At 68.1% G+C, this 19,676-nt stretch carries 27 protein-coding genes; 14 read left to right on the forward strand and 13 right to left on the reverse strand.

Features of this window, described 5'->3' with window-relative positions; all coding sequences use genetic code 11:
* The 4 genes from ABIE65_RS24295 to ABIE65_RS24310 all read left to right on the forward strand — a co-directional run.
* Positions 1 to 597: phage tail tape measure protein (locus tag ABIE65_RS24295; protein WP_502918569.1), on the forward strand; the 597-nt coding region annotated here is incomplete at its 5' end.
* 166 nt (positions 598 to 763) lie between these two features.
* Positions 764 to 1,378, forward strand: coding sequence for a hypothetical protein (locus tag ABIE65_RS24300; protein ID WP_354081374.1), 615 nt, complete (start codon positions 764 to 766; stop codon positions 1,376 to 1,378).
* Positions 1,375 to 1,665 (forward strand): hypothetical protein, encoded by a 291-nt coding sequence (locus tag ABIE65_RS24305; protein WP_354081375.1) that lies wholly within the window; start codon positions 1,375 to 1,377, stop codon positions 1,663 to 1,665. Before ABIE65_RS24300 ends, ABIE65_RS24305 begins: the two co-directional genes overlap by 4 nt.
* Positions 1,662 to 1,853: a hypothetical protein gene (locus ABIE65_RS24310; RefSeq protein WP_354081376.1), complete on the forward strand. Its 192-nt coding sequence runs from the start codon at positions 1,662 to 1,664 to the stop codon at positions 1,851 to 1,853. Before ABIE65_RS24305 ends, ABIE65_RS24310 begins: the two co-directional genes overlap by 4 nt.
* 676 nt (positions 1,854 to 2,529) lie before the next feature.
* Here ABIE65_RS24310 and ABIE65_RS24315 read toward each other — a convergent pair.
* Positions 2,530 to 2,694, reverse strand: coding sequence for a hypothetical protein (locus ABIE65_RS24315; protein ID WP_354081377.1), 165 nt, complete (start codon positions 2,692 to 2,694; stop codon positions 2,530 to 2,532).
* 85 nt (positions 2,695 to 2,779) lie between these two features.
* Positions 2,780 to 3,004: a helix-turn-helix domain-containing protein gene (locus tag ABIE65_RS24320; RefSeq protein ID WP_354081378.1), complete on the reverse strand. Its 225-nt coding sequence runs from the start codon at positions 3,002 to 3,004 to the stop codon at positions 2,780 to 2,782.
* 144 nt (positions 3,005 to 3,148) lie between these two features.
* On the opposite strand from ABIE65_RS24320, the gene ABIE65_RS24325 reads away from it, so the two are divergent.
* Genes ABIE65_RS24325 through ABIE65_RS24335 form a run of 3 tightly spaced genes read left to right on the forward strand, consistent with a single transcriptional unit; the run spans position 3,149 to position 4,463 of the window.
* Positions 3,149 to 3,712 carry a hypothetical protein gene (locus tag ABIE65_RS24325; protein ID WP_354081379.1) on the forward strand — a complete coding sequence of 188 codons (564 nt, stop codon included), beginning with the start codon at positions 3,149 to 3,151 and terminating at the stop codon, positions 3,710 to 3,712.
* Entirely contained in the window at positions 3,709 to 4,143 is a 435-nt protein-coding gene (locus tag ABIE65_RS24330; RefSeq protein ID WP_354081380.1) for a hypothetical protein, read from the forward strand. The genes ABIE65_RS24325 and ABIE65_RS24330 overlap by 4 nt, the downstream gene beginning before the upstream one ends.
* Complete coding sequence (locus ABIE65_RS24335) at positions 4,140 to 4,463, forward strand: hypothetical protein (protein ID WP_354081381.1); 324 nt, start codon at positions 4,140 to 4,142, stop codon at positions 4,461 to 4,463. Before ABIE65_RS24330 ends, ABIE65_RS24335 begins: the two co-directional genes overlap by 4 nt.
* A gap of 398 nt (positions 4,464 to 4,861) precedes the next feature.
* Here ABIE65_RS24335 and ABIE65_RS24340 read toward each other — a convergent pair whose 3' ends face one another.
* Both ABIE65_RS24340 and ABIE65_RS24345 read right to left on the reverse strand, forming a co-directional pair.
* Complete coding sequence (locus ABIE65_RS24340) at positions 4,862 to 5,398, reverse strand: GNAT family N-acetyltransferase (protein WP_354081382.1); 537 nt, start codon at positions 5,396 to 5,398, stop codon at positions 4,862 to 4,864.
* Complete coding sequence (locus ABIE65_RS24345; RefSeq protein ID WP_354081383.1) at positions 5,386 to 5,688, reverse strand: type II toxin-antitoxin system TacA family antitoxin; 303 nt, start codon at positions 5,686 to 5,688, stop codon at positions 5,386 to 5,388. Before ABIE65_RS24345 ends, ABIE65_RS24340 begins: the two co-directional genes overlap by 13 nt.
* Before the next feature lie 732 nt (positions 5,689 to 6,420).
* Between ABIE65_RS24345 and ABIE65_RS24350 the strand changes: the two genes are divergently transcribed.
* On the forward strand, positions 6,421 to 6,909 hold the full coding sequence (locus tag ABIE65_RS24350) for a hypothetical protein (protein ID WP_354081384.1): 489 nt from the start codon (positions 6,421 to 6,423) through the stop codon (positions 6,907 to 6,909).
* Here ABIE65_RS24350 and ABIE65_RS24355 read toward each other — a convergent pair.
* Positions 6,900 to 8,099: an MFS transporter gene (locus ABIE65_RS24355; protein WP_354081385.1), complete on the reverse strand. Its 1,200-nt coding sequence runs from the start codon at positions 8,097 to 8,099 to the stop codon at positions 6,900 to 6,902. The two genes, ABIE65_RS24350 and ABIE65_RS24355, sit on opposite strands and share 10 nt — an antisense overlap.
* 112 nt (positions 8,100 to 8,211) lie before the next feature.
* Between ABIE65_RS24355 and ABIE65_RS24360 the strand changes: the two genes are divergently transcribed.
* Positions 8,212 to 8,514, forward strand: a complete 303-nt coding sequence (locus tag ABIE65_RS24360) for a Dabb family protein (RefSeq protein WP_354081386.1) — start codon at positions 8,212 to 8,214, stop codon at positions 8,512 to 8,514.
* Here the strand turns inward: ABIE65_RS24360 and selB are convergent.
* The 6 genes from selB to ABIE65_RS24390 all read right to left on the reverse strand — a co-directional run bounded on the left by selB (position 8,481) and on the right by ABIE65_RS24390 (position 13,618).
* A complete protein-coding gene (gene selB / locus ABIE65_RS24365) occupies positions 8,481 to 10,496 on the reverse strand; it encodes a selenocysteine-specific translation elongation factor (protein ID WP_354081387.1) in 2,016 nt (671 codons plus the stop codon). The genes ABIE65_RS24360 and selB overlap by 34 nt on opposite strands.
* Positions 10,493 to 11,908, reverse strand: coding sequence for an L-seryl-tRNA(Sec) selenium transferase (gene selA / locus ABIE65_RS24370; protein WP_354081388.1), 1,416 nt, complete (start codon positions 11,906 to 11,908; stop codon positions 10,493 to 10,495). Before selA ends, selB begins: the two co-directional genes overlap by 4 nt.
* 32 nt (positions 11,909 to 11,940) lie before the next feature.
* The gene (locus ABIE65_RS24375; protein WP_354081389.1) at positions 11,941 to 12,450 is read right to left on the reverse strand and encodes a hypothetical protein; all 510 of its coding nucleotides are present in this window, start codon (positions 12,448 to 12,450) and stop codon (positions 11,941 to 11,943) included.
* Entirely contained in the window at positions 12,447 to 12,920 is a 474-nt protein-coding gene (locus ABIE65_RS24380) for a response regulator (RefSeq protein ID WP_354081390.1), read from the reverse strand. Before ABIE65_RS24380 ends, ABIE65_RS24375 begins: the two co-directional genes overlap by 4 nt.
* A gap of 105 nt (positions 12,921 to 13,025) precedes the next feature.
* Positions 13,026 to 13,316, reverse strand: a complete 291-nt coding sequence (locus ABIE65_RS24385) for a putative quinol monooxygenase (protein WP_354081391.1) — start codon at positions 13,314 to 13,316, stop codon at positions 13,026 to 13,028.
* Positions 13,317 to 13,423: 107 nt separating this feature from the next.
* Positions 13,424 to 13,618, reverse strand: a complete 195-nt coding sequence (locus ABIE65_RS24390) for a hypothetical protein (protein WP_354081392.1) — start codon at positions 13,616 to 13,618, stop codon at positions 13,424 to 13,426.
* Positions 13,619 to 13,808: 190 nt separating this feature from the next.
* Between ABIE65_RS24390 and ccoN the strand changes: the two genes are divergently transcribed.
* The 5 genes from ccoN to ABIE65_RS24415 all read left to right on the forward strand — a co-directional run bounded on the left by ccoN (position 13,809) and on the right by ABIE65_RS24415 (position 17,815).
* The gene (gene ccoN / locus ABIE65_RS24395) at positions 13,809 to 15,296 is read left to right on the forward strand and encodes a cytochrome-c oxidase, cbb3-type subunit I (RefSeq protein WP_354081393.1); all 1,488 of its coding nucleotides are present in this window, start codon (positions 13,809 to 13,811) and stop codon (positions 15,294 to 15,296) included.
* Positions 15,297 to 15,302: 6 nt separating this feature from the next.
* Positions 15,303 to 16,046: a cytochrome-c oxidase, cbb3-type subunit II gene (gene ccoO, locus ABIE65_RS24400; protein WP_354081394.1), complete on the forward strand. Its 744-nt coding sequence runs from the start codon at positions 15,303 to 15,305 to the stop codon at positions 16,044 to 16,046.
* Positions 16,043 to 16,234 carry a cbb3-type cytochrome oxidase subunit 3 gene (locus ABIE65_RS24405; protein WP_354081395.1) on the forward strand — a complete coding sequence of 64 codons (192 nt, stop codon included), beginning with the start codon at positions 16,043 to 16,045 and terminating at the stop codon, positions 16,232 to 16,234. The genes ccoO and ABIE65_RS24405 overlap by 4 nt, the downstream gene beginning before the upstream one ends.
* Positions 16,235 to 16,237: 3 nt before the next feature.
* A complete protein-coding gene (gene ccoP / locus ABIE65_RS24410; RefSeq protein ID WP_354081396.1) occupies positions 16,238 to 17,104 on the forward strand; it encodes a cytochrome-c oxidase, cbb3-type subunit III in 867 nt (288 codons plus the stop codon).
* 81 nt (positions 17,105 to 17,185) lie between these two features.
* Entirely contained in the window at positions 17,186 to 17,815 is a 630-nt protein-coding gene (locus tag ABIE65_RS24415) for a LysE family translocator (protein WP_354081397.1), read from the forward strand.
* Positions 17,816 to 17,836: 21 nt separating this feature from the next.
* On the opposite strand, the gene ABIE65_RS24420 is transcribed toward ABIE65_RS24415, so the two are convergent.
* Both ABIE65_RS24420 and ABIE65_RS24425 read right to left on the reverse strand, forming a co-directional pair.
* Positions 17,837 to 19,126 (reverse strand): O-acetylhomoserine aminocarboxypropyltransferase, encoded by a 1,290-nt coding sequence (locus ABIE65_RS24420; protein ID WP_354081398.1) that lies wholly within the window; start codon positions 19,124 to 19,126, stop codon positions 17,837 to 17,839.
* A gap of 40 nt (positions 19,127 to 19,166) precedes the next feature.
* A complete protein-coding gene (locus ABIE65_RS24425; protein WP_354081399.1) occupies positions 19,167 to 19,646 on the reverse strand; it encodes a CoA-binding protein in 480 nt (159 codons plus the stop codon).
* Positions 19,647 to 19,676: the final 30 nt, after the last annotated feature.

Raw genomic sequence — 19,676 nt, forward strand, 5'->3', positions numbered from 1 at the left:
GGGCAGGAGATGTTCCGGCTGGCCGCGATCAACCCGCTGAAGAACGCGCTGTTCGGCACCAACGCGCCGACGCTCGACAGCATCGGCGGCATTCTGGGCAGCGCCTTCGGCGGCATGTTCGGCGGCGGAGCCGGCGGCGGTACGTTCGGTTTCGGCGGCAGCATGATTGGCGACGCGGCATCGGCCGGCATCCCCGGCGGCGGCTTCGCCATGGGCGGCGCCTTCGACCGCGGCATGGAGATCACGCCCTTCGCGACCGGCGGCATCGTCGATCGGCCGACGCTGTTCCCGATGGCCAAGGGGATGGGCCTGATGGGTGAGGCGGGCCCGGAGGCGGTGATGCCGCTCACCCGCAGCCCGTCCGGCCATCTCGGCGTGCGCGCGCTCTCGGCGCCGCGAGTGGCCGCTCCGGAGGCGAGTCGGGGCGGCGACACGATCAGCTACTACACCGTGGACGCCCGCGGCGCGAACGACCCCGGCGCAGTCGAGGCGGCGGTTGCACGCGGCATCGCCCTGGCGACGCCCGGCATCGTGAAGCGGGCCATGGCGAACACGCTCGACAAATTCGAGCGGTCCCGCCGCGTGCCGGTGCGATAGGAGAAGTCATGCCGCCAGCAATCGGACTTGTCGCCGCCGCAGCCGGAACGATCGTCGGCGCTTCGATCCCCGGAATCCTCGGGGCTATCGGAGCCGCTCTCACCACGGCTGCTATCCCGTACGTAGCCGGCGCTGGCCGGCTGGTGCCGCGGCAGGAGGGGCCCCCATGTCGATCCTGAACGTCGTCGCCGACGAGCGCGAGATCCTGATCCAGCACGATTCGGCTTCCGTCATGATCGGTACGCCGGGCATCGGGCCTCACATGGGGAAGTCGGCGATGCTGCCGCACCTGGGGGCTGCGATGGCCGGCGTCGGCGCCTACGGGCCCTTCCTGGCGCTGCTGCACCGCTACCTGGGCTCCGAGGGCGGCGTGGCCGACGTGGACGACCTCATCGCGGATGCACCGCGCTTCTTGCGCAAGCACTGCCGGCCGAAGGGCGACCCGACGACCCTGGGCTCGGTCGTGCTCGCCGGATGGTCCCCCAGCCTGCGCAGGATGCGCGCCGCGCTGGTCGACCACGAACGGGACCATGAGGCCGTCGAAATCGAGGGCGCCTATCTGCACCCCTGGCTGCCGGCCTGGGGCGAGGCCGATGTTCTCGGCGGCCGGGACGCCGCCATGATCGACATTGCCGCCACGCAGCACGCACGGGGCGCGGAGGCGTTCGGCTCCGCCTTCACCAGCGGCGGCCGGCTCGTCCACCTACGCCTCCGACGCGGCGGCCTGGCGATGACCACCTACGACGAACCGTTCTGGACCGAGCGGGAGCAAGCGGCGTGACCGAGAAGCCGAACGGCATTCCGGCAACCATCGCCATCCTGGACACGTACCGGGGCTGGGTCACGTCCGGCGCCTGGGACCGCATGCCGAAGAAGCGGCGGCACGCCCTGCTCATCCGGCTGCTCGACCATATGACCGAGTTCGCCCAAGGCGCCGAGGAGATGCGCGCCAGCGTCGCCGTGCTGCTGGAGACCCGGCAGGCCGTACGCGAGGCCGCCGCCGGTGCCGGGCTCGTGGAAGCATTCGTTCCGGCCGACACCATCGGCCCGACGGACGGCAGCGCGTGACCGACGCGCCCCGCATCCGCCGCGCCACCTTCGCCGGCTTCATCACCGATCCCGATCACGGGCTGATGCTACGCGTCGGCGATGGCGACGTCGTCCTGCATCGCCCCATCTCGCCCGTCCGGGCCGCCGAGATGGCGCGCGACCTGCTCGACTATGCGGCGGCGGAGCTGCGGAAGCGGGCGGCCTGAGCTTTCCAGGCAAATCTACCTCAAAAGATGTACTTGCAGCGCGCAACGGCGACGTTTGAATGTACCTATTCGCGGCACTTTGACTAGCACGTTGGAGGGGGGTAATGGGGCCAACGGAGTTGTGCAGTCTACTGCACCGGCAGATATCCTCTGATGAGAGGAACGTCGCCAAGGCTGATAAGATAGTACGGCAGCTGAGGCGTGCCGGCGAAGATACGGGAAGTGCGATAGCCGTCCGCGACCTATTCGCCAGTGTCCTCAGAAGGCACCGCCGGCTTCTCGATGAGGCCGTTGCAAAGGTGCCCGTCCATGTCGTGCACAGCCTAGTCCTACTCGTATAGTCACGATAAGCATCTGCCAGGCGACCTTGGCAGTGTCCGTCAGCAGCACGGCCCGGCCTTGGAGGCGGGAATCCCCACCGCCATGCGCCGGGACCGAAATGCCCCTGGGGCGGGTAATACGCCCGTGGACCACATTTCGAGCCCGGCGGGCTTCCGAAGTGGGAAATTCCCACCCCGGCCTTATCGTGGGGAAATCCCACAATAGCCTGAGCGGTGCACAGGTTCTGCGGCGACCGCGATAACCTGACCGGCAGTCAGGTTCTGCGGCACCGCCATATCCCGCCACGTTCGGACGGGGGTTCCGGGCTGGGGCGCGCCTCTACGGGGCGCCGCGTCTACTTCCGCGCCTTCTCCGCCGCCTGTTTGCGGAGCTCTTCCACAAGCCCCGGCCGGATCCGCTCCGCCTCCTCGAGCGAGTATTCACGCAGGATCGGCGGCTCCCACGGAAGCTTGTCCGCGCCACCGTCCGCGGGTGGTAGGCGTCGTTCGGAATCGTTCATTTCGTCCCCCTCCAACTCCCAATGGTGGAGAAAGATAGCTTTCAGCTAAAACGATTCGCAACCGCGGAGTGCAGGCTTACTCCGCCTACTTCCTCAACCGCACCCCCGGCCCGCCGCCGTTCTCCGCGATGAACTCGACGCCGGCCGATTCCAGCGCGGCGCGGATGGCGGCAAGGGTGGAGGCGTTCGCAGGCTTATCAGCTTCGATCCGGGTGACCGTCGCAGGGGACACCTTGGCGGCTTCCGCTACGTCGCGAACGCCGAGACGAAGCGCCGCGCGCGCCATCCTCGCTTGTGCCCCTGTTATCATCTGATCGCCTTGACACGTCTTAAGCCCGGTGCTTAAGCTGTAACCACGTTATCGCATAGGCGCGAAAACGACAAGCGGCCGAGCGGGTGTTACGAGCACCGCGCCCGGCCTGACCACCACCCGAAGCTGTCAGGAGCCCGGATCATGGCTGATTCCGATAATACCCGAACCTTGCCCACGCGCCGCGCAGTATTGCTCGGCGCCGGTGCGGCGCTTGTGACCGGCATCACCGCGGCAAAGGCCGCAGTCCCGCTCGACGCCGACGTGACCGGCCCGATGGTCGCCGACGACGATGCTGAGCTGCTGGCGCTGGTCGCGACGTTCCGCCGGCTGCATGCCGTCAAGCTGGAGTTGGGGCCCTCCGGCATTGAAGCCGGCCGGTTTTCCGAGATGACCACCGCTGAGCATGCGGCGTGGAACCGAGCGTGCGAGGCCGCGGGGCACGCGCTGCGCGACGTGTTCCGAAAGGAGGCCCGCACCCCGGCCGGCATCCTCGCGAAGCTGACCCTGTGGCGCGCCGCGTACGGCGCCCGCCCCGAAGTGGACGATCCCGAGGACGAGGATCTTAGCGCCCACGATTGCCGCTTCTGGACCGACTACGACGTCGCGGCCGAGGATGGCGAGCTGGTCGAGGATGCCGAATGGCGGCCTTGGCTCGATACCATCGTCGCCGACCTCCGCACCCTGGCAGGCGAGGTGCGGGCATGAGCGACCTTCGCATTCCCATGACCGACCATCTGGTCGACGCGATGGGCGACCTGTCAGCGGTGGAGCTCTACGACCTGCACACGGCCGCCTCCGAAGCCGCGGGGGCGATCGACGCGGTGCTCGGCTATCCGAGATGCACTGACGCCTTGCAGGAGATCCTGGAGCAGGTGGGGGACTTCCTGCGGCGCATCGCCGACAATGCCGCGAGCATGGCACCCGAGGCCGAAGCGACGACCGATCACGACCGGGACCGGAAGGCCGAACTGATGCTCCGGCATCTGTTCGACCATGCCGAGCCGGGGCTTCTCGCCGCGTCCGCTGCGGCCGTTGCCGCCTCCCTCGCCGCCGGTGGGAAGGTCGACGCCGAGTTCTACTGCGCAGGCGGTTGGAAGCGCGCGAACGATCCGGAGACGGGCGAGGTGCGGACATGACCGCGCCCGTTCCCGATCCCATGACCTGCGACCTCGCTGCCCTGTCCGAGGGCGAGCTACTGGACCTCGCGGATTGGCTGAGCGACCAGTCGCTCGACCTCCTCATCACCGATCCCGACTGGCAACCGATGCTCGACCGGTTCGGCGCGGCGGAAGCCGAGATCAAGCGGCGCCCGTCCCGGACCTATCGCGGCATCCGGCGGAAGATCGAGATGCTGGTGACGGGCTGGCCGCCGATTCCGGACGATCCGGAGTTCGCCGCCTTCAACGCCGCGATGGCCGACCTGCAGGCGGTGTGCGAGGGGGCGCCCGCCGGCTGATCTCTCATCGGTCCCGGAACCTGTCGGCGCCTGAGTTGTTCCCGTACTGACGTGCCAGCCCCTTCGGCGCGTCGATACTCCCTGGCCGTCCGGCTCCCCGCCGCCGGGCGGCCGCCTTATTTCGAGGTCCCGCTGGCGGGGCATCTTCTTCCGCGCACTGTGGCGAGGAGGAGCGGCAGTTCGAGGCCGATCTGGTCGCGATGGCGAAAGCCGACGGGCTGCTACTGCAGGCGACCGGAACCAGGGGCCCACCCGCGCAGTTCCCCGAATGACGCCCCATGCGGAGCGTCGGCCCCACAACTGGCCGCCCGGCGATCGCTACGCCGGGCGGCGCCTTTCCGAGATGGCGCCCCGCTGGCGACGCTGGCGGGGCTTTCTTTGTAGTTGTCAGGGAGTATCTAGCCCGATGCCGCACCCTTGATTGCTTCCACCGGCAGCAGGAGCGTACGTGGATCCAGCGGCGATTCCATAAAGGCGTGCTTTCTATAGAAGCCGACGGCCTCGTCGTCTATCGCATGGACCAGAACTGCCCTAACGCCCACCGTATCTGCAACCTGGATGCATCTCAGCAAAGCATCTTTCAAAAGCCCTGAGCCAAGACCGTATCCGTGGGCGTCTACGGCGACCGCTAGACGTGCGATAATGATTACCGGGACCTGTTCCGGCGTGTTCTTTCTGAATTTGGCGCTAGGAAGCGTTTTGCGTTCCACGGACCCGGCGGCGAGACAGTAATAGGCGCAGACGTGCCCCTCGGAACAGACGACGAAGGTACGCGCCGTCAGGCCGTCAACTGACCGGCTCTTGCTTTTCAGCCACTCATTGAGGGCCGGCTTGCCACAGTCAAAAGCCGATATGTCATGATCCGCCCGAAGAGGTTCGGGGGCGCTCACTTGAAGCGCCCCCTTTGATCTAGACGCGACCACTATCTCTCCCATGGAGCCTTTCGAGCCATCAGCTTCCGAAGCTTTTCGGGCGCTTCTGGCGGCCGGTCGAGTGCGGCCATGAACTCCTCATAGCGCTTGTCATCTAGCTGAAAAAAGCGCTGTTCAAGGAGAACATCCTCCGCACGCTGACTGGCGCTATCGACTAGAAATTCGGTACGGGTCTTACCCAGCGCCTTCGCCGCGCGGTCGATCCGCTCCTTGATCGGCTCCGGCAGACGTATGTTAATCGTTTGCGTCCGACGCTGGCGAGCGTCGTCGCGCTCGAGCACTGCGGCGGTCATTGAACCTCTCCTTCTGGTTTGCGCGTGTCGCGTTGTGTCGCGTTTTGTCGTGTTGCAAGAGAATATGGGCTGACCGTATACACATCGTCAACGCGGGAAAGAAACCTACGCTGCGGCTTCGGTTCCATCGACATCCAATTTCTAACCCCGAGGAGCATACGTACAGGCGCTCATACCTCTTAGCGGCGCGCTTCCGGATATGCGTGCTCAAGAAGCTGCTTTGCCACCCAAAATGCCACCCAACGCGGTGGCACGGCGCTAAATCGAGCGGGACGGGACGGGATAGGCGCCGCGCGGAACCGTGACAAATCAGGCGGTTACGGTACGCAACGGGACGGCTAGGGATAGGCGTTCCGGGTTTTGAAGACCAGGCGCCCCACCGGGGTGCGTTTCCCTTCCGTCGTTCCGCGGCAACGACGTTACGTCGGCGCTGCCTGCCGTTGCGGCTTCTGCTCTCTTCGGAGGCAGGGCCGGCCCACCGCCGATCGTCCCGTGTTCCGAGCGAGCCCGGGGACCGAAGCATAGTCTTCGGCACTCCAGTTGCAACGACCCGTGCCGGTGCCGCTTCGTCGATCGCGAGGCGACGCATTCGCTGAGGAGAGCCCGGATGCCGTGCAAGATCCCGCCGGACGGAACCGAGGAAAATTGCCGGACCGGCCGGTGCTGCAACTGTCCGGATGTCCTTGATCTGACCGGCAGAAATCGCTCGCGACCGTATGTGAATACATATGCATGTCAGACTTCTTCGGCATGATAGTGATGGCCGACAGCGACGCTGACACGATCCCCGTGAAAGGATTCGTCTCGCGTTCGTTCAGGGGGTGGGGCATGAGAAGGTCTGTAGCCGTCGTCGCCGGGGCGGTTTTGCTCGCCGGCTGTCAATCCACGCAGCCGGGGCCGTCGCGCGACCAGGTCGCCAAGCAGGATGTGGAACTGCTGGGCGGGTTCTATCGCCGCGTCGGATCGCACTGGATCTCGGTCGGCAAGGGCGCCCTGCTGACCGCCGATCAGCACGGCGGGTATTGCGCATCGCCGGCGGCTGAGAAGGTGGCCATAAGCGGCAGCCTCGTGTGCCTGTATCCCCGCGACGGAACGTCGACATTCGACCGGGCCGTGCTGTTCTCGAATTTCGGCGCATTGCAGCAGTTCAGCTTCAAGGACGGTCTGCCGTACCGCTCGATCGCGCCTGCGACCTGGCCGAACGCGGCGCCTCAGGTCTGACGCCGGCCGCGATAGGTTTCCGGGGCGTAGATCAGGAACAGCGTGCCCATCCCGACCAGCATGGCGGCCGCGACGAAGAGAGCCGCGTCCGCGCCCTGCAGGTCGACGATGAGGCCGAGGGCGATCGGGCCGATGACGTAGCCCGCGTCGCCGACCATCCTGTAGGTGCTCATGGTGAGGGCATTCATCCCGGGCGGGGCGGAATCCGCGGCATAGGCGGCGGGTGCCGCGCTGCCGATCGAACTGGCGATGCCCCAGATGACGCAGGCCGCGACGAACCACGTGTAGTCGGGGGCGGCCGCGAACAGCAGCATCGATGCGCCGGAGATGACGGTCGACGGGACGATCACCGCCTTCCGGCCGAACCGGTCGACCAGCATCCCCGCCGGATAGGCGGCGAGCAGGCCGACGATGCTGCCGACGGCGAGGCCGCCGCCGATCTGACCGGCGGAGAGGCCGAGCCGCACGGCGCCGATCACCGGCACGATGTTGAAGAGGCCGCCGGTGCGGGCGACCGCGTTCATGAACATGATCAGGCAGACGAGCATGTATCCCGTCTGCTGCGTCAGGAGCCTCACCTGGGCGGTGAAGCCCGGACGCGCGCCGCCGGATGCACTGCCGATCCGGGAGAGGTCGCGCGTCTCCTTGACCGCGAACCACGCGACCGCGGCGGAGATGCCGCCGGCGATGCCGTAGGCGAGGAAGGGTGCCGCGAGGCCGAGATGCTCGGCCAGCAGGCCGCCGGGGAAGGGGCCGATGCCCACCGAGAAGATGAACACGCCCTGGTAGATCGCGATGACCCGGCCGCGCCGCTCCGGCGTCGTTATGTCGGCGAGCACGATCTGGCCCGTGGTCAGGATGAGGCCCGCACCCGCGCCTGCGGCGAAGCGGGCGATCACGAACTCCGGATAGCCCGTCGCCAGGCCGCACCAGACGTTGGCGGCGGCGGAGAGCAGGCAGCCGATGGCGAGCGTCGGCCGGCGCCCCAGCCGGTCGGAGAGGTATCCCGCGGGGACGGCCAGGGCGAAGCGCGCCAAGCCGTAGATCGCGATGGTCAGGCCGACGGCGGACGCCGAGACGCCGAACGACTGCGCGTAGAGCGGCAGAGTCGGCACGATGCCGCCGAAGCCGAGTTGGTTCACCCCGACCAGGACGCACATCCCGATCAGGATTCGTCGTTCGTTCGTCATGCCGGACTTGTGCGGCCTGACGTCCCGGCCGGCAAGGACCGATGATGCGCCCGCACGGCTTGACCGCCATGCGTCCACGACGCATCAACGCCCCTCGTTTCGCAGATCCGGGATGTCCAGCGTGATCCGTCACATCGTCTTCTTCAGCGTCCGCCCCGGCGTGGACATCGAGACCGTCCGCAACGGCCTCATGCGCCTCGGCGACATTCCGCATTCCGACGCGTTCGAAGTCATGGTGAACGGCAAGACCGATCCGCTCTCCGACGAGATCGACCTGGTCGTCTATGCGGAGTTTCCGGATGCGGCGGCACTGGAGGCGTACAAGGCGCATCCGATCTGGGCGGATACGACGGCGAAGGTCCGGCCGATGCGCGAGATGCGCTACTCCGCCGACGCGGTCTCGACCCTCGGCTGATCGGCCTGTCCCGGGGACGCCGTATCTGCGGCGCCAGTGACGAGCGCAGAGGCGGGCGCATCGGGATCGGGAAAAAGGTCGGGAATCGCGCCGACGATCCGCCGCCGGTCGCCTTCGCGGCGCGTGAGACCGCGCGCGTCGAAGAATTCCAGCAGCTGGATCGTGACGTTGCGGCCGATGCCGGTGCGGTCCTTGAACTGCGCCGCGGTGAAGCTCCCCCCGTCGGCGTCCGCGGCCTCACGCGCCATGTGCGCCAGGGCGACGAGGGCGCGGGGCGGAAAGAACCGGTTGTCGGCGACCGGCATGACGATTCCCATGCGGGCGAGACGCCGCAGTGCAGCGGTCACAGGCTCGTGGTTCAGCCCCAGCGCTTCGGCGATCTCGCGCACGCGCGGCGGCCGCAGGCCCGCGGCATCGAGCAGCGGCTCGATTCGCGCCCACAGCTTCGCGTCGGCGGAAGACAGCTGGGCTTCATGCCCGGGCAGCCTGACCCAGCCGGCTTCGCGGCGAACGTCGCCGGCCTTTACCAGCGCCGCCAGCGCGGCGTCGAACGTCGCCACCGGAGGCCTGCCGGCCATCGCGATGCGCAGCCGGCGCGGATCGGGGCCGGGCGAGTCGGGATGCCGTTCGTGCCAGGCGCCGAGCGCCCGCAGGATTTCGGATCGCAGCACGTCCCAGTGCGCCGGCGCGAAGGCGATCGCCGCATCGCCCTCGCCGATCCGGACGAGCGGCACGCGGGCGAGCAGCGCGCCCCTGTCGGATTCGGACAGGTTCCGCGCCGTCAGGAAGGGCGCCAACGCCAACCCGTGGACCAGGATGTCGAGCGCCCCTGCCAGGGCCGCCGTCGCGTCGTTCGTCTCGAAGGCGCCGAGCAGCGCGAGCCGTTCCGGGCGCCGGGCGCCGCGCAACGGCGGGGCCGGGTCCAGGACGTAGCCGCCGCCGACCGTATGCTGCGCCGACTGGTCGCGCAGAACGAAGCGGTCGCCGGCGAGCGCGCCGATCGGCCGGTCCAGCTGCAGGCGGACGAGGCCACGCTCTCCCGCTTCGAGGCGCCGTCCGGCGAGCGGCGATACGCGCGCCGTGACGTCAGCCGCCCCGAGATGCAGATGCATCGGCGTCCGGTCGCGCAGCGGTGCCGGCGCGTCCGGAAGCAGGCGGACGACCGCATCCAGGCGATCCGTCGGGGCGTGGAGGTCGGCCGCCACCAGCCAGTCACCGCGGTGCACGGCGTCCTTCGACAGTCCGGTGCCGGCGATGTTGAGGGCGCAGCGCTCGCCCGCGCGTGCCGCATGCGTCTCGCGGTTCTGGGCATGGATGCCGCGCACGCGCACCTCGTGCCCGGCAGGCGAAAGGAGGAGGCGGTCGCCCACCCTGACCGACCCGGCGAAGGCGGTACCCGTCACGACGATACCGGTGCCGTGCAGCGTGAAGCAGCGGTCGACGGCGAGCCGGAAGCCGCCGCCGGCGGCGGCACGGCGCATCGCCCTGGCCGTGCGGGTCAGATGGGCGGCGAGTTCGGGCACGCCCGCGCCCGTCGTGGAGGAGAGCGGGAACAGCGGCGCCTCCGCCAGCACCGTCGGCTTCAGGAGTGCCGCGACCTCGTTCTCGACCGCGCGGCGCCGTTCCTCCGGAACCCGGTCCACCTTCGTGATGGCGACGGCCCCCCGCGGCACCTGGAGAAGGTCGAGGATCGCCAGATGCTCGCGTGTCTGCGGCATGACGCCGTCGTCGGCGGCGACGACCAGCAGGCCGAAGTCGATCCCGCCGACGCCGGCCAGCATGTTGCGCACGAACTTCTCGTGGCCGGGAACGTCGACGAAGCCCAGGATCGTCCCGTCGGGCAGGGGCAGGTAGGCGAAGCCCAGGTCGATGGTGAGGCCCCGCCGCTTCTCCTCGGGCAGGCGGTCGGCATCGACGCCGGTGAGGGCGCGGACGAGGCTCGTCTTGCCGTGGTCGATATGGCCGGCGGTGGCGACGATCATGGCGGCGCCAAGGCTCCCAATTGGGCACGGAAGGCCGCCTCGTCCTCGAGGCAGCGCAGGTCGAGCAGAAGCGCGTCGTCGGCGATCCGGCCGATCACCGGGCGTTCGAGAGACCGGAAGGCGGCGGCTAGCCCCTTGAGGAACCGGCCGGTGCCGCGCTTGCCGCGCGGGGCGATCCGCAGGGCGGCACTCTCCAGCAGGTCGACGGGGAGGGCGCCGCTGCCGATCTGGCTGCGGCAGGCGACGACCGTGACGTCCGCCGTCTCGCCCAGGGCCGCGGCCACGACCGGCCGCAGCCGCTCGGCCGCCGCCGCGATGTCCGTTGCCGGCCGGGTCAGGAGCCGCAGCGCCGGCAGCCGCTCGACCAGCCGGTTCGGGTCCTCGTAGAGCCGCAGCACGGCTTCCAGGGCCGCGATCGTCACCTTGTCCAGCCGCATCGCGCGCTTCAGCGGGTTGCGCTTGATCTTGGCGATCAGGTCGGCCCGGCCGACGATCAGCCCCGCCTGCGGCCCGCCGAGCAGCTTATCGCCGCTGAAGGTGACGATGTCCGCGCGTGCGGCGATCGCCTCGGCGGGGGTCGCCTCGCGCGGCAGCCCCCATCGGCGCAGGTCGGCGAGCTGCCCGGCACCGAGGTCGATCACAAAGGGCAGGCCGTGCGCATGGGCCAAGTCGGCCATCGTGCGCTCGTCTACGGTGGCCGTGAAGCCCTCGACCGCGTAGTTGCTGGTGTGGACCTTCATCAGCAGCGCCGTGGCCGGGCCGATCGCGTCGGCGAAATCGCGCGGGTGCGTGCGGTTGGTGGTTCCCACCTCGCGCAGGCGGCATCCGGCGCGGTTCATGATGTCGGGCACCCGGAAGGCGCCGCCGATCTCCACCAGTTCGCCTCGCGAGACGGGGACCTCCCGGCGCGCCGCGAGGGCGTTGAGGACGAGCAGCACCGCCGCCGCGTTGTTGTTGACGACGGTCGCCGCCTCGGCACCGGTCAGCCGGCAAAGCAGCGGCTCGACATGGTCGTCGCGGTCGCCGCGGCGGCCGGTGTCCAGGTCGAACTCGATGCTGCAGGCGCCCGCCGCGGCGGTCATCGCGGCGATCGCCTCCGGCGGCAGCGGCGCGCGGCCGAGATTGGTGTGGAGGACGGTTCCGGTGAGATTGAAGACCGGGCGCAGCGACGAGCGGGCACCGCGCGCCAGCCGCTCCGCGACCGAATCGAAGATCAGTGCTTCGTCGTTCGGCGGGGTGGGATTGGGGGCACGGCGGCGATCGTCCAGCACCGCACGGATCGCCGCGGTCGTGGCCGCACGGCCATAGCGGTCGATCATCGCTGCCGCGGGATCGGCACGCAGCAGCCGGTCGACCGACGGCAGCCTCGACCGGTCGTCTCGCTCGGATTGTTCAGTCGGTACCGTGGCCATTGCCGCAGGCTATGAGCCGCGGCGGCAGACCGTCAATGCAGGTGCAGGCGGGCCAGCGTCTGCAGGTCGCGCACCAGCCGGTCGCCTTCGGCGCCGCCGTCGCCTTCGATACGGTCCATCATGATGCGCCGCGCGGCGTCCAGATGCGCGCGCAGCACCCCGACTTCCGTCTCGCCGGCATCGCGGCGGTCCGCTGTCATGCGGCAGAGCACCTCGCCGATATGCGTCAGCAGCGGGTATCCGAACGTGCCGCCCTGGCCTTTCATGTCGTGGGCGAGCCTGTAGAAAGCCTGAAAGCTGCTCTCGCTCGCGGCTCCGGGGCGGCCGATTCGCGCCAGGGCCTCGTACATGTCGGCGAGCGCCGCCGGCCCCCAGTCGGCGATGTAGACCTCCTTCAGGCGGTCGACGGCAGCCTGGGCGCGTTCGAGGGCACCGAGGTCGAATTCGCTGTCGAACCCGGCGTCGGCGTCTCCGGCATCCGGGTCCGTGCGGTGGTCGTCGTCGGATTCCCGCGCATTCCCGACCATGGGGGCGTACCTCATGAGCCCACAGCCGCCGCCGGCAGGTCGCGACGCTGCACCGGCCCGAAATACTCGCCACGTCGCACGAACGGCCGCGGGTTGCGCAGGATCGTCATGATCCGGTCCGCCAGGGCCTTGGCCGAGATCGGCTTGGCGAGCACCTCATGCACGCCGGCATTGCGGGCTTCGACGATCCTGTTCAGCTCGGTGTGCGCCGTCAGCATGATGATCGGGACGTAGGGATTCGGACTTTCGTTTCCGGTGCGCACGCGGCGCACGAACTCGAGCCCGTCCATCGGCTCCATCACCCTGTCGCAGATGATGATGTCGGCGGGAAAGAGCTGAAACTTTTGGATGCCGTCGGTGCCATCGACGGCTTCACGCAGCTTGGTGACGCCCAGCGCCTCCAGGATGGTCCGGACGACCGCACGGGTATGGCGGTTGTCGTCCACCAGGAGGACGCAAAGCGATGCGAAGTCGGCAGGCGTCATTCCCTCGCTCCCGAAGTTCCATCGGAACCGTTCCAACGGACGGGCTCTGCTGAGAAGAGAACGGCGGTTCGACTTAAATTGAGGTTAAGCCCTCGGAACGGCGACTCAGTCGGTCGAGCAGACGGTGATGCGGCGCTCGGTGATCATGTCCTTGTACCGCTCGCGGGTCTCGGCCAGGCGCGGCAGCGCCGAGTGATCCTGGAAAGCCTTCTCGTCGGCGTAGAGCTCGAACAGAAGGATACGCCCGTCATCCTTCTTCGGGACCAGAACGTCGAAGCGGACGCAGCCGGGCTCCGTCTCTCGGCTCAGGCGGGCATGTTCGCGGATGATGGCTTCGAAAGCGGTACGGTGCTCGGGCTTCACGTGGAATTCCACGGCGATCGCGACCTTGGACATGCCGGTCTCCCTGATTCGGATGGGTCGGCATCGTCCGTCGATTCGGCCGTCGCGGCAAGGCGGCCCCGGAGGCGAGGGCGTGTCCCGCGCCTGCGTTCCGATCGGCCTCAGTCCGTGCCCGGTCCGTTGCCGGTGTTGCGCGCGATCAGGCTGAACCCGAACAGGGTCATGAAGCCGAACAGAAGGAAGCCGGCCAGTTCCACGCCGCCGTCGACCGCGCGACTGGCCAGGAACAGGCCGACGAGCGCCAGCAGGACGACGATGGCCGACAGGAGGAATAGGCCGAGGCCGTGATCGTTCATGGCTGTGCTCCGAATCCGGGTTCCGCCGTTCGTCGCGCGCGACCAGGTCGCGTGACGCTCCGGCAACGTGGGCGACCATGCATCCGCCCCGGCTCCTCTGCCTTGATCTGGGTCAATGCCGTCGGCCTCGTTCGCGGCGAGGTTCCCCCTGCACTGAAGCGGCAGGGTTGCCGCAGGGGAGATCGGCATCATGGCAGCAGAAGCCGTCGCGCGCGGTGCGCGACCTCTGGATTCGCCCGACTACGACGAAGACGTCATCCGGCTGTTCACACTGGCCACGATGTTCTGGGGCGTCGTCGCCTTCGCGGCTGGCGTGTTCATCGCACTGCAACTCGCGTTCCCGGTGCTCGACCTGGGGCTGGAATACACGACCTTCGGGCGTCTCCGGCCGCTGCACACGTCGGCTGCCATCTTCGCGTTCGGCGGAAACGCGCTGTTCGCCACTTCCCTCTACACGGTGCAGCGCACCTGCCGGGCCGAGCTGTTCGGCGGTCGGACGGTGGCGAACTTCCTCTTCTGGGGCTACCAGTTCTTCATCGTGCTGGCCGCATCTGGCTACGTGCTGGGCATCACCCAGAGCAAGGAGTACGCCGAGCCGGAATGGTATGTGGACCTCTGGCTGACGGTCGTCTGGGTCCTCTACCTCGTCGTCTATCTCGGCACGCTGATGAAGCGGCGCGAGCCGCACATCTACGTGGCGAACTGGTTCTTCCTCGCCTTCATCGTCACCGTCGCGATGCTGCACATCGTGAACAACCTGTCGGTGCCGGTGTCCTTCTTCGGCGCGAAGAGCTATTCGGCCTTCGCCGGCGTGCAGGACGCGCTGACCCAGTGGTGGTACGGCCATAACGCGGTCGGCTTCTTCCTCACCGCCGGCTTCCTCGGGATCATGTACTACTTCATCCCGAAGCGCGCGAACCGGCCCGTCTACTCGTACCGCCTGTCGATCATCCACTTCTGGGCGCTGATCTTCCTCTACATCTGGGCGGGCCCGCATCACCTGCACTACACGGCGCTGCCCGACTGGTCGCAGACCCTCGGCATGACCTTCTCCGTGATGCTCTGGATGCCGTCCTGGGGTGGGATGATCAACGGCCTGATGACCCTCTCGGGCGCCTGGGACAAGCTGCGCACCGACCCTGTCCTGCGCTTCCTTGTGGTCTCGGTCGGCTTCTACGGCATGAGCACGTTCGAGGGACCGGTCATGTCGATCAAGGCCGTGAACGGCCTGTCGCACTACACCGACTGGACCATCGGCCACGTCCATTCCGGCGCGCTCGGCTGGGTCGCCTTCATTTCCTTCGGTGCCGTCTACCACTTGGTTCCGGTGCTGTGGGGCAAGCGCGAGCTGTGGTCGATGCGGCTGGTGAGCTGGCACTTCTGGACCGCGACGATCGGCATCGTCCTCTACATCACCTCGATGTGGGTCTCTGGGATCATGCAGGGCCTGATGTGGCGCGCCTACGACAGCCTCGGCTTCCTCCAGTACTCGTTCGTCGAGACCGTGGAGGCGATGCACCCCTTCTATCTGATCCGCGCCCTGGGTGGGATCTTGTTCCTGATCGGGTCCCTGATGATGGCCTACAACCTGTACCGGACGATCGTCGGCGAGGCGGAAGAGATGTCCCCCGACGTCGTGCACGCACCGGGCGGCGCCGCCGCCGTCGCGGGGGAGTGAGGCGAGATGTCCCTTTCCGCGAAGATCTTCCGCAAGCATCAGCTGATCGAGAAGAACAGCATCCTGCTGCTGGTGCTCTCTCTCATCACCGTGTCCATCGGCGGCCTCGTCGAGATCGTGCCGCTGTTCACGATCGAATCGACGATCGAGAAGGTCGATGGTGTGCGGCCCTATTCGCCGCTCGAACTCATGGGCCGCAACATCTACATCCGCGAGGGCTGCTACAACTGCCACAGCCAGCAGGTCCGGCCCTTCCGTGACGAGGTCGAGCGCTACGGGCACTACAGCATCGCGGCCGAGAGCATGTTCGACCACCCGTTCCAGTGGGGGTCGAAGCGGACCGGGCCCGATCTGGCCCGGGTCGGCGGCAAGTATTCGAACGACTGGCATGTCGCGCACCTGATCGACCCCCGTGCGGTCGTGCCGGAATCGATCATGCCGGCCTATGCCTTCCTGGCCGAGCGGTCGCTCCGCTATTCCGACATCGCCGACCATCTGCGGGCGAACCGCACCGTCGGTGTTCCCTACAGCGACGAGCAGGTCGAGAACGCACGCAACGACCTCGTCGCCCAGGCGACGGCGGATGCGGATACGACCGACATCCTGGCCCGCTATCCGAAGGCGGCGATCGGCGATTTCGATGGCCGGCCGGGCCAGATCACCGAGATGGACGCCCTCGTCGCCTATCTGCAGATCCTCGGGCGGATGGTCGACTTCTCGAAGTACCGGGCGGAGGACCTCCAGCAATGAGCCTCGCCGAACTGTCGGAACTGGCGCGGTCGTTCTGGGTCGTCTGGATGATGCTGATCTTCCTCGGCATCGCCGCCTGGGCCTTCTGGCCGCGCAACGCCAAGCGCTTCGAACGAGATGCCGAAATTCCTCTGCGCGACGACCGGCCGGAAGGCACCGGCCGCGATCGGACGAGCGGAAAGGGCTGAGACATGCCGACGAGAAATCAAAAGGACTCCGGCCGGACCGTCGAGACCACCGGCCACGAGTGGGACGGGATCGAGGAGTACAACAACCCGCTGCCGAAATGGTGGCTCTACGTCTTCTACGCGACGATCGTCTGGTCGATCGGCTACTATTTCATCTATCCCGCATGGCCGAGCCTGAGCGGCTACACCAAGGGGCTGGCCGGCTTCTCGCAGCGGGTCGAGTTGGAGAACCATCTGGCGGAGGTGCGCGCTGGCCGGGCCGAGACGTTCGACCGGCTGGCCTCGATGGATCTCGCGGCGATCCAGGCCGATCCCGATCTGCGCTCTTTCGCGATGACCGGTGGTCGGGCGGCCTTCGCCGACAACTGCGTGCCGTGCCACGGGCAGGGGGGCGCCGGGCGCGTCGGCTATCCGTCGCTCGCGGACGACTCGTGGATCTGGGGCGGGACGCTGCAGGACATCCACGTCACCCTGCTGCACGGTGTTCGCTTCGACGATCCGAACACCCGCACGTCGCAGATGCCGGTCTTCGGCGACGGGATCCTGGCGCGCGCCGAGGTCCTGGATCTCGCCCAGCATGTCCTCTCGCTGACGGACAGGGCGACCGACCCGGCGGCGGCGACGCGCGGCGCCAAGCTGTTCGCCGACAACTGCGCGGCCTGCCACGGTGCCGCAGGTGCCGGCGACCGCTCCCTGGGCGCGCCCGCTCTCAACGACGGCATCTGGCTCTATGGCTCCAGCCTGGAGGCGGTCGCGGCCCAGATCTCCCGGCCACGGCACGGCGTCATGCCGGCCTGGACCGGTAGGCTCGACCCCGCGACGGTGAAGATGCTGGCCATCTACGTCCACGGTCTCGGCGGCGGCGAGTAGAAGCCGAGCCCGGCGCGCGATGCCGATTGCGCGCCGGGCCGGCCGGTGGCTTGCTCGCTTCGGACTGCTGCGAGGTGAGGAATGACCGTCGAACTCTGGCTGGCCTATGTGGCCGCCTGCACACTTCTCCTGGTGACGCCCGGCCCCACCATCCTCCTCGTCCTCAGCTATGCGATCAGCGAGGGGCGCCGGTCGGCTTGGCGAACGGTTCCAGCCGTCGCCCTGGGCGACTTCACCGCCATGTGCTGTTCCCTGGCGGGGCTCGGCGCGGTGATGGCGGCCTCCGGGCTGCTGTTCGCGATCCTGAAATGGGCGGGAGCCGCGTACCTCGTCTACCTGGGCATCCGGATGTGGCGCGCGCCTGTCGCGACGGCAGGCGCCCGGCCTTCATCGGCACCGCCGCGCGGGACGCGGGCGATGGCGTGGCGGGTCTACGCGGTGACCGCCTCGAACCCGAAGGGCATCATGTTCTTCGTCGCCTTCCTGCCGCAGTTCGTCGACCAGACCGCGCCGATGCTGCCGCAGTTCGCCCTCCTCGGCGGCACGTTCCTGGTGCTCGCCACGCTCAACGCGACGCTCTATGCCGTCCTGGCGGGAGCGGCGCGCGACTGGATGCGGCGTCCGTCGGTCCAGGCCGTCTTCAACAGGCTCGGCGGCAGCATCCTGATCGGTGCGGGCTTGATGACGGCGACGCTGCGCCGCGCCGCGTGACCGCTCAGTCCGACGTTGCGATCAGGCCTTCGCCAGCGCCTGGTCCAGGTCGGCGATGATGTCGTCCACCGTCTCGATCCCCACCGACAGGCGGATGACGTCCGGCCCGGCGCCCGCCGCCACCTGCTGCTCCGGCGCCAACTGGCGGTGGGTGGTCGATGCCGGATGCAGGATCAGGCTGCGCGTGTCGCCGACGTTGGCGAGGTGGGAGAAGATGTTGCAGGCCTCGACGACGCGGACGCCCGCCTCGTAGCCGCCCTTCAGCCCGAAGGTGAAGACGGACCCGGCGCCGAGCGGGAGGTATTTCCGCGCCAGCGCGTGGTGCCGGCTGGAGGGCAAGCCGGCATAGGACACCCACGCGACCTCGGGATGCGCTTCCAGATAGGCGGCGACCGCGCCCGCATTGCGGACGTGGCGTTCCATGCGCAGCGGCAGCGTCTCGATGCCGGTGATCGTCAGGAAGGCGTTGATCGGCGCCATCGCCGCACCGAGGTCGCGCAGGCCGACGGCGTGGCCGTGCACGGTCATCGCCAGATCGCCGAAGGTCTCGTGGAAGCGCAGGCCGTGATAGGCCGGCTCCGGCTGGCTGAGGCTCGGAAACTTGTCGTTGCGCGACCAGTCGAACCGCCCGCTGTCGACGACCATTCCGCCCATGGCGTTGCCGTGGCCCGACAGGAACTTCGTCGTCGAGTGGACAACGATGTCCGCCCCCCACTCGATCGGCCGGCACAGGAACGGCGAGGCGAGGGTGTTGTCGACCACCAGCGGAATGCCCGCCTCGTGCGCGATGGCGGCGACCTTCTCCAGGTCGACGACCACGCCGCCGGGATTGGCCAGGCTCTCGACGAAGATCATCTTCGTCTCCGGCGTCAGGGCGCGGCGGAAATTCTCCGGATCGTCGGGATCGACCAGCGTGGCCTGCCAGCCGAACTTGGCGAAGGTCCGGGTGAACTGGGTGATCGTCCCGCCATAGACCTTGTTCGACGCCAGGATGTGGTCGCCCGGCTGCAGCAGCGTGAAGCAGGCGAGCATCTGCGCCGCATGCCCCGAGGCCGTCGCGATGGCGCCACGGCCGCCCTCCAGCGTCGCGACCCGCTCCTCCAGCACCGAGACAGTGGGATTGCCGAGCCGCGAGTAGATGTAGCCGTAGGTCTGCAGGTTGAAGAGCGATGCCGCTTGGTCGGCGTCCTCGAAGACGAACGAGGTCGTCTGGTAGATCGGCGTCGAACGTGCGCCGGTCATCGGGTCGGGGGAGGCGCCGGCGTGAATCGCCAGCGTCTCGATACCGTAGCGCGGTCTATCGCCGGTCATCGCTCATGCCTCGGGTCGCTTGGCGGGGCCTGTCCTGGAATCAAGCGCGGCGGCGCTTGCTCGAAATGATGCCGGTGTTGACGCCGCTCCAGCCGAGTTCGCCGCACAGGCGGGAATACTCGATCTTCGGGCAGCGGTTCATGACGACCGTCAGGCCGGCGGCCTCGGCGCGTGCGGCGGCGGCATCGTTGCGCACGCCGATCTGCATCCAGACCGTCTTCGCGCCGCATGCGACGGCCTCGTCCGTGATCGGTCCGGCTGCTTCCGAATTGCGGAAGATGTCGACCATCTCGTAGGGGACGGGCACGTCCCGGAGCGCGGCGTAGGTCGTCTCGCCCAGGATCTCCTGCCCGGTGGCACCCGGGTTGACCGGAATGACCCGGTAGCCCTTCGCCTGCAGGTACTTCATCACGAAATAGCTCGGCCGGTTCCAGTGGGGGCTGGCACCCACCATCGCCACGGTCCGCACCGACTTCAGGATGCCGCGCAGATAGTCGTCGCCATAGGCATCGTGGTTCATGGCTCACTCCCTACGCGATGTCGCCGCGGA

The sequence above is a fragment of the Constrictibacter sp. MBR-5 genome (genome assembly GCF_040549485.1).
Lineage (GTDB): Bacteria > Pseudomonadota > Alphaproteobacteria > JAJUGE01 > JAJUGE01 > Constrictibacter.

Coding starts and splice junctions, on each gene's coding strand:
- ABIE65_RS24325 (WP_354081379.1), top strand. CDS start 3,149: ATGGCTGATTCCGATAATACCCGAACCTTGCCCACGCGCCGCGCAGTA.
- ABIE65_RS24320 (WP_354081378.1), bottom strand. CDS start 3,004: ATGATAACAGGGGCACAAGCGAGGATGGCGCGCGCGGCGCTTCGTCTC.
- ABIE65_RS24420 (WP_354081398.1), bottom strand. CDS start 19,126: ATGACCGGCGATAGACCGCGCTACGGTATCGAGACGCTGGCGATTCAC.
- ABIE65_RS24345 (WP_354081383.1), bottom strand. CDS start 5,688: ATGACCGCCGCAGTGCTCGAGCGCGACGACGCTCGCCAGCGTCGGACG.
- selA (WP_354081388.1), bottom strand. CDS start 11,908: ATGGCCACGGTACCGACTGAACAATCCGAGCGAGACGACCGGTCGAGG.
- selB (WP_354081387.1), bottom strand. CDS start 10,496: ATGATCGTCGCCACCGCCGGCCATATCGACCACGGCAAGACGAGCCTC.
- ABIE65_RS24385 (WP_354081391.1), bottom strand. CDS start 13,316: ATGTCCAAGGTCGCGATCGCCGTGGAATTCCACGTGAAGCCCGAGCAC.
- ABIE65_RS24355 (WP_354081385.1), bottom strand. CDS start 8,099: ATGACGAACGAACGACGAATCCTGATCGGGATGTGCGTCCTGGTCGGG.
- ABIE65_RS24360 (WP_354081386.1), top strand. CDS start 8,212: ATGTCCAGCGTGATCCGTCACATCGTCTTCTTCAGCGTCCGCCCCGGC.
- ABIE65_RS24315 (WP_354081377.1), bottom strand. CDS start 2,694: ATGAACGATTCCGAACGACGCCTACCACCCGCGGACGGTGGCGCGGAC.
- ABIE65_RS24330 (WP_354081380.1), top strand. CDS start 3,709: ATGAGCGACCTTCGCATTCCCATGACCGACCATCTGGTCGACGCGATG.
- ccoO (WP_354081394.1), top strand. CDS start 15,303: ATGTCCCTTTCCGCGAAGATCTTCCGCAAGCATCAGCTGATCGAGAAG.
- ABIE65_RS24390 (WP_354081392.1), bottom strand. CDS start 13,618: ATGAACGATCACGGCCTCGGCCTATTCCTCCTGTCGGCCATCGTCGTC.
- ABIE65_RS24415 (WP_354081397.1), top strand. CDS start 17,186: ATGACCGTCGAACTCTGGCTGGCCTATGTGGCCGCCTGCACACTTCTC.
- ABIE65_RS24425 (WP_354081399.1), bottom strand. CDS start 19,646: ATGAACCACGATGCCTATGGCGACGACTATCTGCGCGGCATCCTGAAG.
- ABIE65_RS24350 (WP_354081384.1), top strand. CDS start 6,421: ATGTCAGACTTCTTCGGCATGATAGTGATGGCCGACAGCGACGCTGAC.
- ABIE65_RS24375 (WP_354081389.1), bottom strand. CDS start 12,450: ATGAGGTACGCCCCCATGGTCGGGAATGCGCGGGAATCCGACGACGAC.
- ABIE65_RS24380 (WP_354081390.1), bottom strand. CDS start 12,920: ATGACGCCTGCCGACTTCGCATCGCTTTGCGTCCTCCTGGTGGACGAC.
- ABIE65_RS24335 (WP_354081381.1), top strand. CDS start 4,140: ATGACCGCGCCCGTTCCCGATCCCATGACCTGCGACCTCGCTGCCCTG.
- ccoP (WP_354081396.1), top strand. CDS start 16,238: ATGCCGACGAGAAATCAAAAGGACTCCGGCCGGACCGTCGAGACCACC.
- ABIE65_RS24340 (WP_354081382.1), bottom strand. CDS start 5,398: ATGGGAGAGATAGTGGTCGCGTCTAGATCAAAGGGGGCGCTTCAAGTG.
- ABIE65_RS24300 (WP_354081374.1), top strand. CDS start 764: ATGTCGATCCTGAACGTCGTCGCCGACGAGCGCGAGATCCTGATCCAG.
- ccoN (WP_354081393.1), top strand. CDS start 13,809: ATGGCAGCAGAAGCCGTCGCGCGCGGTGCGCGACCTCTGGATTCGCCC.
- ABIE65_RS24405 (WP_354081395.1), top strand. CDS start 16,043: ATGAGCCTCGCCGAACTGTCGGAACTGGCGCGGTCGTTCTGGGTCGTC.